Origin of the sequence: Saccharomonospora iraqiensis subsp. iraqiensis, from assembly GCF_000430445.1 — a bacterium.
Lineage (GTDB): Bacteria > Actinomycetota > Actinomycetes > Mycobacteriales > Pseudonocardiaceae > Saccharomonospora > Saccharomonospora iraqiensis.
Genome location: NZ_KE387135.1, coordinates 79,782 through 89,330, shown reverse-complemented (window position 1 = coordinate 89,330; position 9,549 = coordinate 79,782). Strand labels below are relative to the sequence as shown.

The following is a 9,549-nucleotide window of genomic DNA, read 5'->3' as shown; positions in this document are numbered from 1 at the left end:
GGGCGTGCGGCTGGCGCCGGTCCCGCCGGCCCGCACGCGGCCCCGGAGCGGAAGGCAGGCGGCCGGGAACCACGGAGGGGCCGCAGAGAAGAAAGAGATGTCCTCGCCGGACGGGCAGGCTCCGGGATGCCCACCGGGAGGGCAGCCGCGGTGCCAGTGGGCAGGGTCGGGCCGTTTGGTGGTCATCCCGTCGCCTGACCTGATGGCTATCACGCCGAGCCGGGGCCGCAAGCCTGGCAGCCGGGCGTCCCGGTCCCGAGGACGGTTGCGGCCCCGACACGGCGTGATCGAGACGCCATCAGGCGACGGGATGACCACCAAGCAGCTGTGTTGCGGGCTTCTACTGCGGTTCACCTACAGCCGTCACCAACGGTAGAACGTCGCTGAACTGAATCTGATTGAAAGATGTTATTTTTCCAGACGTGTGATCAATTACTATTTCCTGTATAGCAGGGAATTCGCCCTTAGTTTCGGATAGTACCGACTTGAGCAGTGTAGCACTTTGCTTGAGTTCAGGCCCATCTATCTCGCCCAACACTTTGACCAGATATCGAAACCCGCTCATGGCGTCATTGAGATACCAGACAAGGTCGATTGTGTCGCTTGAAATCGATTCCAGATCTGCCACTAGCACCTTTTTTTCCTTCCGCTTGACGAGGGCGGCGACCAGCGGTTGAATCACAAGCGATACTTGCACATCAACTGATGCTTCGGCGAAAGCAGGAGGCTCACCTTTGACCTGTTTGCTTACGGCGATGTTCGGCAACCCGACGTGCTGGACGTAGTTTCGGAGTCCATCGACGAGACGGTACCCAGGATGCCTGTCATATGCTTCATTGCTCGCGCGAACGAAGCGCAAGTACGCTCCGGACTCTTTTCCAAAACGGCTACTCAAGTCCGCCTTGGAGTGGTCAATAAAGAGTGTCCAGAAGAGGCAAAACGCTGACACCTGAGCATGTATTGCATCTAAGATGCTCTTTGTTTGGAGCTCCCTGCTAGAGAGAAGTTGGTCAATAAGTTCACAGAATGACGAGTACGTAGTAAATACGATCTTGATGGGCAGACGTTCGCCGTATTGTCGACAGAAGTTGATCGCGCGCTCTATGCCCTCAATCTCGGCATTATCCAGGGCACGTATGTATCGATACGATACAGTGCCACTTTCTTCCCGTTTGGCTGCGAATAGGGCAAAAGTCATAATGATTTCCCTCGATCTGGAGCTCGTCTGAGCTGATCGCTCGATGCACTTGGAGCGTTGCAAGAGCAACGTCACAGATTAGCATCAGATGCCATACTTGCGGCGATTGCTCACTCAGCTTCCCACGCAACTCTGCGCCGCATCGACTCCACTGCGGTGCGCTGGGCTCACAGGAAGTACCTGGCCGACCTTGGCGCCAACCGAAACCCAACCTGAACGATGACAGATGACCGCCGACGATCACGTTAAACGAGTGTTCGCACCTGCTAAGTGTGCAGCTCACCGCCAGCGTCGGCAGACACCGACAGACATGGTCAACACAGCGCCGTTAATCAGCGGGTTCGGGGTTCGAGTCCCTGATGGCGCACAGGACCCCGGGTGCGAGCCCGGGGTTTTCTGCATTTCCGGGGTGTCGATCCGACCGTCCCACTCCGGCACCCGCCCCGACCTCACCGTCCACACGGGACAGCATGTCGCGCGTCACCCGGTGGACGGCCTGCCGAGGAAGGTGCGCAGCTTCTCCAGCGCGCGGTGCTGGGACACCCGCACCGCACCGGACGTGCTGTTCAGCACCCGCGCGGTCTCCTCGGCCGACATCCCCAGCACGACCCGCATCGTCAGAATGTCCTGCTGCTTCTGCGGCAGCCGGTGCAGCAGTGCGCGCACCATCGTCCGGCACTCACTGTCCACTGCCGACTGTGCGGGCCCCGGACGGTCGTCGGCCGTCTCCGGCAGGTCCTCCGTCGAGGTGGGAACGGTCCGCCGGTTCGCCCGGTGGAAGTCGGCGACCTTCCGCCGGGCGATGCCGAAGACGTAGGCCTCGAACCCGGCCCCGTCCGCGCGGTACCGGGGCAGCGCGTCCATCGCCGCCAGCATCACCTCCTGGACGACGTCCTCGGCGCCCGCGTCCGTGCTCTGCGCCGCGCCGATGCGGGCACGGCAGTACCGCAGCAGTTTCGGTTCGACCCGGCGGAGCAGCTCCGCCAGCGAGTCCCGGTCACCGCCCGCCGCCGCGTGGGTCAGCGAGTGCTCGTCCGGGGGGTGCAGACACGCAGTCATGTGTAGCTCCGGGTGAAAGAAACGACCTGTGTGCTTGTTGACGTTGAGAGCTAAGCACACGACTGTGTTCACAGTCAACACGGGTTCCGAGTTGTGTTAAGCTAACGTCTGTTCCAGTGGAGGTGGGTATGTCAGAGAGCCTGGTGACCGCGGCGGAGATCGCCCGGATGGCGGGAGTGGGCCGTGCGGCGGTGAGCAACTGGCGGCGACGGCACACCGACTTCCCCGAACCGGTGGTCGGATCCGGTGCCAACCCGGCGTTCCGGTTGCCCGAGGTCGAGCAGTGGCTCCGCGCGCAGGGCAAACTCGCGGCCGACTCCTCGGAGGACGCGTTGTGGCGGGTCCTCGAGGCGCACCGGGGCGAGGCCGATCCCACCGAACTGGTCACCACGGTGACGGCCTACCTCCGCGATCCGGACACGGCCGAGCCACCGCGTGAACCACGGATCCGGGAGGCGGTCGACGCGCTCGCCGACGACGAGTCACCGACCGAACTGGTCGAGCAGCTGTGTACATGGCTCTTCGAGCGTCAGCAACGTCAGCACCTGGTCACACCACCGGAGCTGGCGGAGCTGATGATCGAGCTGGCCGCACCGGTCGGGACCACGGTCCTCGACCCCGCCTGCGGTGCGGGGAATCTGCTGCACGCCGCGGCCCGCGCCGGCGCCGACACGGTGTTCGGGCAGGAGATCGATCCCACACTGGCCCGCCTCGCCGACGCCCGTCTCGGCCTGCACGCCGCCGGGGGCGTGCGCGGGGGCGACGCCCTGCGCGCCGACGGCTATCCGGACCTGCGGGCGGACACCGTGGTGTGCGACCCACCCTTCGGGTACCGGGACTGGGGACACGAACAACTGGGGCTCGACCCGCGCTGGGAGTACGGATTCCCGGTCAAGGGCGAACCCGAACTCGCCTGGGTGCAGCACTGTCTGGCCCACGCGCGGCCGGGCGGCACGGTGGTCGTCGCGCTCCCGGCCGGGGTGGCCTCCCGGAGACCGGGGCGGGCCATCCGGCAGGCGCTGCTCCGCCGCGGCGCGGTCCGTGCCGTGGTCGCCCTGCCCGCCGGGGTCCTGATGTCGACCGGCATCGCCATCCACCTGTGGGTGCTGAAGAACCCGGATGCGGGTGGTGCCGAGCCGGTCCTGCTCGTCGACACGGGACACCACGCCCCCCGACGCCGCGGCCGGGTGGACTGGGCCGCCCTGAACGAGGACGTCCTGGGTGCGTGGCGGGAGTTCCGCGACACGGGCACGGTGTCCGAGGTCGCCGGGCGGCGGACGAGCGTGGAACCCATCGACCTGCTCGACGAGGACGTCGACCTGACCCCGGCCCGGCATCTCCCGCAACCGCGGAGCGAGCTCGACGCGGCCGAACTCGACGGGACCCGGCGGGAACTGGGTCGGGCGCTGGCCGACCTCGGCCGGTCCCTGCCCGCGGTGACCGCGGGGACGGAGGAGGCCAGGGCGACGACGACGGTGCACGACCTCGCCCGCGCACAGGCCGTGGTGTTGCGCAGCTGGTCCGGCGCGCTGGAGACCGACGACACCGCGGACGCCCGGGGCCCGCGCGTGCTCACCGGACGCGACGTCGCCGCGGGGGCGGAACCCACCGCCCGGTTGGCCCCCACCGAGCAGGAGGATCCGGTCCGGCTCGTGCCGGGAGATCTCGTGGTGCCGCTCGTGGCGGCGGGGGACGGCAGGCCGAGGGCGCGGGTCGTGGACACCGACGATCTCGTACTCGGCCCGAACCTCCAGCTGATCCGCGTCGATCCGGAGCAGCTCGACGTCCACTTCCTCGCGGGCCAACTGCGCGCCGGGGGCAACGCCCGCGCGCGGAGCACGACGACGTCCGGGGTGCACCGGCTGGACGTGCGGCGGATCGAGATCCCCGTACTGCCGTTGGAACGGCAACGCCGGCTGGGTGCGGTCTTCCGCCGGCTCGCGGAGTTCGACGCCACGCTGCACCACCTCACCGCGACGGCGGACACGCTGACCCGGCAACTCACCGACGGTCTGGCCTGGGGGGTGCTCGCACCCGGGGAGTGAACCACCCCGGACCCTCGGGCCGCGGCGGAACGCGGAACGGAGAATCCGACGGCGCGGCAATGCGTGCGGCCCGTGCCCCCGGGAAACCGTTCGGCAGGTCCGGGCGTTGGCACTCGTCTCCCGTTCGGCGGTCGGCGTCGGCGACTGTCCGGGTGGACGGACTTGCCGATTTCCCGGGAGCTCGGCGATGGTGAAGGAAGCGGATCGATCCGCACTTTCTCCGCCGACGCGGGAAAGGAGCCACCATGTCTGCGCTCGACCTGACCGCGATCACTCTCACCCGCTCCCCGAACCCGAGCCGGTCGAACCGGGTCTGCCTGCCCGAGGCGGTGGCGTGGTTCGCCGACGAGGACCATTCCGCACAACCGGGCTGTGTCTCCACCGTGCTGTTGCGCACGGGTTCGGCCCTGTGCGCCCGGCTGCCGCACGACAAGCGCCAGGGCCTCAAACGGTTCGTGCCCGAACTCGTCGACACCGCGGGGGACGGCTGCGACGAGGACCGCTCCCGGCTCGCCATGGACTGGCTGGTGCGGGTCTACCTGCCCGCGTGGCTGAGTCCGGTGTCCGGCCTGGACCTCGCCGCGGCGAGCCTGGCCGAGCACGCCCCGGTGCTCTCGGTCGCCGACGCCGCCGAGGCGATGTCCGGCCCGCGGGCCGCCGTCCGCCGGTCGCTGCACGGGCTGTACAACTCGGAACACTGGCGCCACTACCGTGCGCACCGCACCGACCTCACCCTCGAACTGTCCCGCAGGCTGTCGGCCAACGCGGGGGACGCGGCCGTCGTGGGCACCATGGCGATCGCCCGGGAGTTCCTGCCCGAGTGCGGCAAGCTGCGGCTGACGGTCGAGCAGGCGCTGCTGCTCGCCGTGTGCGGCCACCCGACCGGGGACCCCGACGTCCGTGCGGACGGCGACCCGGTCGACCGGGTCTTCCCCGGGATCGCCGCCGGGATCGAGGACGCGGTGGTCGAGCTGTTCGCCCGGATGATCGACGTGCGGCCCCCCGGTGACCAGGGCTGGCTGGCCACCGACCCGGCCGAGGAGGCACGGCGCGTCCGGGAGTGCTGACACCGGTCGGTTCCTCGTACCCGGAAGCGGTGCGGCCCGGCCGTGTCCGGCGCCGCACCGCTTCCTGAGTCTTCCCGACTCACCTTCATCGACGCCGCCCCGGCGACCCGGGTCGGACTACTTGACGAAAGTTGAGCGTCTGGCTATAAAGAAAGTGCACTCCTTGCAGAGCTACCACGAGCGGGAAGGAGGAATCGATGATGTTGATGCGTACCGACCCGTTCCGGGAACTGGACCGGCTGGCCCAGCAGGTCTTCGGCGGGGACGGGACGAACACCCGGCCGACGGCGATGCCGATGGACGCCTACCGCGAGGGTGAGGAGTTCGTCGTACGGTTCGACCTCCCCGGGGTCGCCGCCGATTCGATCGACCTGGGCGTGGAGCGCAACGTGTTGACGGTGCGGGCCGAGCGCCGGGACGAGTTCGGTGAGAACTCCGACGTCCAGGTGGCCGAACGTCCGCGTGGGGTGTTCAGCAGGCAACTGTTCCTCGGCGACACCCTCGACACCGACAACATCTCCGCGCACTACGACGACGGTGTCCTGACGGTACGGATCCCGGTCGCCGAGCAGGCCAAGCCCCGCAGGATCGCCGTCACCGGCGGCTCCGGGCGCAGGACGATCGACGCATGAGCGAGCGGGGCGGCGCGCCCGGGGGGCCGCCGCCCTTCCACCGCGGGGGTCAGTCCTCCGGCAGCACGATCCAGAGCACCAGGTAGAGCACGAACTGCGGCCCGGGAAGCAGGCAGGAAAGCACGAACAGCAGGCGCACGGTCCGCGGGCGCATGTCGAAGCGGCGGGCGAGACCCGCGCACACGCCGCCGATCATCCTGTTGTCGCGTGATCTCCGCACGCCGGTCGTCGTCATGTCCCCAGTGTGGGTGGTGCGGGCCCCGCCGCGCATCAGGGACGCCCCGGAGCGGGACCCCGAGATCGCGGGCGTGGGGAGCTGCGCTCATCTCGCGGTGTCGCCGTCGCCCCGACCGTCACCGCCTCCCTCGTCCCGGTCCCCCCGGTCCTGTTCCGCCTGCCGTTCGGACTCCTTCTGCTGCTCCCGCTCCTCCCGGTCCCTTTCCTCCCGGATCTCCCGGTCTCCCGGGTCCTGTTCCTCCTGTTGCTCCTGCTCGTCGCGCTGCTCCCGTTCGTCCTGCTGGTCCCGCTGCTCCTGTTCCCGCTGCTCCTGTTCCCGCTGGTCCTGTTCCCGCTGCTGCTGTTCCTGCCGTTCCTGTTCCTGCTGCTGTTCGCTCTCCCGGCGTTCGCGCTCGCGTTTGCTGTAGGTCGCGCGGTGGACCGCCTGCTCACTCTCCAGACTGGAACCGACCGCACCGGCGACGGTGCCCATCGAGGTGGACAGCCAGGCGAGGATGAGGTAGCTGCTCAGGTTCGCGGAATGCCCGAGAGTGTTCCCGAGGTAGTTCGGCTCGATCACCACGAACGCGCCCACGAGGGTGATGGCGAACAGCGTCACGTACGCGGCCAGGACCCCGATCGCGAGCGTGAGCACGGTCGCGGCGTTGTAGAGCCAGGCCTTCTCCCGCAGCTCCTGCCGGGGCTGCCAGAGATTGTTGTAGTAGATGAGCCAGCCGACCATCGCCACCACGGCGAGAATGTTGATGAGTAGATGGCGCACCGGGCTCAGCGAGTCCGCCAGGGTCCAGATACTGCTGTAGAAGATGCCGAACGCCGCCACGGCGAAACCGGCGGCCAGCGCCGTGGACAGCTCCGGAACCAGCCGCCACGGCCGGTTGTCCCGCACCATTCCGGACAGCAGCCGTGCCCGTCCCCGCCACCCGGTCAGGGCGAGCGCGGCCTCGATCTCCTCGGCCGGATTGTCGGTCCAGCGCACCGGGGTGAACCTGCCACCCGCGCGGTGCCGCATCCACTCGGCGCCCCCGGACGCCGTGCGGGCACGGCCCAGTTCACCGACCAGGTAGATCAACGTGTCGCGCAACCGCTTGCCGATCCCGATTCCCCCGATCGCGGGCATCGAGACCAGCGCGGTGCTGTGTCCGATGCTCAGGTCCGCCACCACCGGGGTGGTCCCCAGGCGCCGGGGCAGATCGGTCAGGAACACCACGAGATCCCACCCGCGGGAGGGCAGGATCCGGTCGGCCAGCCGGACGATCGGCACGTTGCCGGTGGTGTCCAGCACCAGCGGCTGGCTGTGGTGCTCGATCTCCCAGTCGATGTCTCCCGTGATGTGTGTGCTCAGGTCGTCGGCGAGCTCGTCCGCCAGCGGGCCGAGGCAGTCGGTCGGGAGACCCGGATCGGAGATGAGCCCGACCCTGACGGTCGGGCGGTCCCGGTCGTCGTCGCCGTCCTGTCCCGGGGTGGTGTTTTCCCCACGGTCGTCGGTCCGGGGGGTCTCGTCGTCCGTGTCACTCACCGGAGGCGGCTACCCCGCCGGACGGCCTCCTACGCGGCGCCGGACCGCGGTGGGGCACCCCACCCGGCGGCGGGAGGCACGCCGAATGGACAGCCGCCCCCGCGGGTGGCCACCCTGGTGCCCATGCCAGGCGCACAGTCCTCCCCCGGCGACCCGGGCGACGACGCACCGCACGACGGCCCGGCGGAGCACGCTTCGGCACCGACCGCGCGCTCCGTCGTCGACGCGATCGGCACAGCGAAAGGCCGGATCATGCAACGGCACCGGGTCGACGAGGACACGGCGTTCGACCTGCTCCTCCGCGCCGCCCGGGAAACCGACCGCGAGCTGCCGGACCTCGCCCGCAGGCTCCTCGGCGGGGACGGGCCCGCGTGGCCGGGCCCGGACGTCGACCGCTGAGCTCGTGGCCCGCCCGCACACGGTGGGTCGTCGTTCCGTCCCGGTCAGGGTTTGCGGCCGAGGGCGGCGAATCCGCTGCTCGCGACGGGATCGGCGGCGAACTCGGCGGTGGCGGGCGAGTCCCGTTCCCCGGGGCGCCACTCGGGCACCCAGACCACACCCGGGTCGACGAGCTCGAAGCCGTCGAAGAACCGGGTGAACTCCTCCCGGGTCCGCAGGTGCAGCGCCGAACCGGAACTCCGGTACCGGTCGCGGACCTCGTCGCGGTCCCCGGCCTCGTCCGCCGACGCGCCGTCGTCGGTGAGGTGCGAGGCCAGCAGGTACGACCCCGGGGCCAGCAGGTCCCGGTACCGGGCGAGCACCTCGTGCGGGCGGTCGTCGTCGCCGAAGAAGTACAGCACGTTGACCACGATCAGGCCGACCGGCCGGTGCGGGTCGAGCACCCCGGTCGCCACCGCCCGCTCCCACACCTCGTCGGCACGCAGCAGATCATCGTGGACGACGGCGTGCCGCGCGGGGTCGCCCTCGCGCTCCAGCAGGACCCGCGCGTGCGCCACGGCCACCGGCTCGTTGTCGACATAGACACAGCGGCTGCCCGGGTTCACCGAGTCGGCGATCTCGTGGACGTTGCCCGCCGTGGGGACCCCGGAGCCGAGGTCGAGGAACTGGGTGATCCCCTGCCGGGCGAGGTGGGTCACGCCGCGGGCGAGGAATTCCCGGCCCACCCGGGCCATCGTGCGCACCGCCGGATAGGCCGCCAGCACCTGCGCGCCGAACTCCCGGTCGACGGCCCAGTTCGTGCTGCCGCCGAGGAACCAGTCGTAGACCCGCGCCGGGTTGGGCCGTTCCAGGTCGATCCCGGCCCCGGCGTCCTCCCGAGCGGACTCCGTCATCACGCACCCCCAGGTTCGTCGTGTCCGACCGTGGACATGACCCTACTCACACGTCAACCCGTCCGGGGTGTCGGGGGCGACCGCGGTGCGGTCGGGCGTGCGGACGAGGAAACCGAAGTCCGCGGTCCGCCCCGGCTCGACCACGGCGTTCCATCCCGCGTCCCGCACCACGACCTCCGCGCCGTCCCGGGTCAGGGCGCCGTTCCACACCTGGGAGATCCCGTGTCCGGGTGGGGGTGTCCACCGCACGCTCCAGCCCGACAGCGGCGCCTGTCCGGAGGTCCGCACGGTGACCTCCGCCTGGTACCCGCCCGGCCAGGAGTTGACCACCCGGTAGTGCGCGGTGCAGCCCGGCGCGGACCGGTCGGAGGTGGCCGTACCGCCGGAGGACACGGTGGGGACGGAACCCGGCGGACCGGCCGCGTCGGCGTCGCGACCGCCGTCCTCGCCACCGCCGGTCCCCGACAGCAGCGCACCGAGGACGACACCGACGGCGACCAGCG

The 9,549-nt window shown here is 69.7% G+C and carries 10 protein-coding genes; 4 read left to right on the top strand and 6 right to left on the bottom strand.

Annotated features, from left to right (window positions below; all coding sequences use genetic code 11):
- Positions 1–340 precede the first annotated feature (340 nt).
- Together ACTIR_RS26100 and shbA are read right to left on the bottom strand one after the other, a co-directional pair.
- The gene (locus tag ACTIR_RS26100) at positions 341–1,198 is read right to left on the bottom strand and encodes a hypothetical protein (RefSeq protein WP_154663826.1); all 858 of its coding nucleotides are present in this window, start codon (positions 1,196–1,198) and stop codon (positions 341–343) included.
- A gap of 480 nt (positions 1,199–1,678) precedes the next feature.
- Complete coding sequence (gene shbA / locus ACTIR_RS0120375; protein ID WP_026455656.1) at positions 1,679–2,257, bottom strand: RNA polymerase sigma factor ShbA; 579 nt, start codon at positions 2,255–2,257, stop codon at positions 1,679–1,681.
- Between the two features lie 128 nt (positions 2,258–2,385).
- Here shbA and ACTIR_RS0120370 point away from each other — a divergent pair, with 128 nt between their 5' ends.
- The 3 genes from ACTIR_RS0120370 (at position 2,386) to ACTIR_RS0120360 (ending at position 6,001) form a co-directional block, all read left to right on the top strand.
- Positions 2,386–4,302 (top strand): N-6 DNA methylase, encoded by a 1,917-nt coding sequence (locus ACTIR_RS0120370; protein ID WP_026455655.1) that lies wholly within the window; start codon positions 2,386–2,388, stop codon positions 4,300–4,302.
- A gap of 245 nt (positions 4,303–4,547) precedes the next feature.
- Entirely contained in the window at positions 4,548–5,369 is an 822-nt protein-coding gene (locus tag ACTIR_RS0120365; protein WP_026455654.1) for a hypothetical protein, read from the top strand.
- Positions 5,370–5,569: 200 nt separating this feature from the next.
- A complete protein-coding gene (locus ACTIR_RS0120360) occupies positions 5,570–6,001 on the top strand; it encodes an Hsp20/alpha crystallin family protein (protein WP_026455653.1) in 432 nt (143 codons plus the stop codon).
- A gap of 49 nt (positions 6,002–6,050) precedes the next feature.
- On the opposite strand, the gene ACTIR_RS24590 is transcribed toward ACTIR_RS0120360, so the two are convergent.
- Both ACTIR_RS24590 and ACTIR_RS0120350 read right to left on the bottom strand, forming a co-directional pair.
- The gene (locus ACTIR_RS24590) at positions 6,051–6,236 is read right to left on the bottom strand and encodes a PspC domain-containing protein (RefSeq protein ID WP_026455652.1); all 186 of its coding nucleotides are present in this window, start codon (positions 6,234–6,236) and stop codon (positions 6,051–6,053) included.
- 87 nt (positions 6,237–6,323) lie between these two features.
- Positions 6,324–7,754, bottom strand: a complete 1,431-nt coding sequence (locus tag ACTIR_RS0120350) for a hypothetical protein (RefSeq protein ID WP_026455651.1) — start codon at positions 7,752–7,754, stop codon at positions 6,324–6,326.
- Positions 7,755–7,877: 123 nt separating this feature from the next.
- On the opposite strand from ACTIR_RS0120350, the gene ACTIR_RS0120345 reads away from it, so the two are divergent.
- Positions 7,878–8,153 (top strand): ANTAR domain-containing protein, encoded by a 276-nt coding sequence (locus tag ACTIR_RS0120345; protein ID WP_154663825.1) that lies wholly within the window; start codon positions 7,878–7,880, stop codon positions 8,151–8,153.
- A 44-nt stretch (positions 8,154–8,197) separates the two neighbouring features.
- Here the strand turns inward: ACTIR_RS0120345 and ACTIR_RS0120340 are convergent, their stop codons facing one another.
- Positions 8,198–9,046, bottom strand: coding sequence for an SAM-dependent methyltransferase (locus tag ACTIR_RS0120340; RefSeq protein ID WP_026455649.1), 849 nt, complete (start codon positions 9,044–9,046; stop codon positions 8,198–8,200).
- A 42-nt stretch (positions 9,047–9,088) separates the two neighbouring features.
- Positions 9,089–9,549, bottom strand: a 461-nt coding sequence (locus ACTIR_RS27640) for a cellulose binding domain-containing protein (protein ID WP_233345959.1), incomplete at its 5' end; no start/stop codon positions are given.

What these genes read in the sequence shown, in the direction of transcription:
- ACTIR_RS24590 (WP_026455652.1), bottom strand. Translation starts at nt 6,236, where the DNA reads ATGACGACGACCGGCGTGCGGAGATCACGCGACAACAGGATGATCGGC.
- shbA (WP_026455656.1), bottom strand. Translation starts at nt 2,257, where the DNA reads ATGACTGCGTGTCTGCACCCCCCGGACGAGCACTCGCTGACCCACGCG.
- ACTIR_RS26100 (WP_154663826.1), bottom strand. Translation starts at nt 1,198, where the DNA reads ATGACTTTTGCCCTATTCGCAGCCAAACGGGAAGAAAGTGGCACTGTA.
- ACTIR_RS0120340 (WP_026455649.1), bottom strand. Translation starts at nt 9,046, where the DNA reads ATGACGGAGTCCGCTCGGGAGGACGCCGGGGCCGGGATCGACCTGGAA.
- ACTIR_RS0120345 (WP_154663825.1), top strand. Translation starts at nt 7,878, where the DNA reads ATGCCAGGCGCACAGTCCTCCCCCGGCGACCCGGGCGACGACGCACCG.
- ACTIR_RS0120360 (WP_026455653.1), top strand. Translation starts at nt 5,570, where the DNA reads ATGTTGATGCGTACCGACCCGTTCCGGGAACTGGACCGGCTGGCCCAG.
- ACTIR_RS0120370 (WP_026455655.1), top strand. Translation starts at nt 2,386, where the DNA reads ATGTCAGAGAGCCTGGTGACCGCGGCGGAGATCGCCCGGATGGCGGGA.
- ACTIR_RS0120365 (WP_026455654.1), top strand. Translation starts at nt 4,548, where the DNA reads ATGTCTGCGCTCGACCTGACCGCGATCACTCTCACCCGCTCCCCGAAC.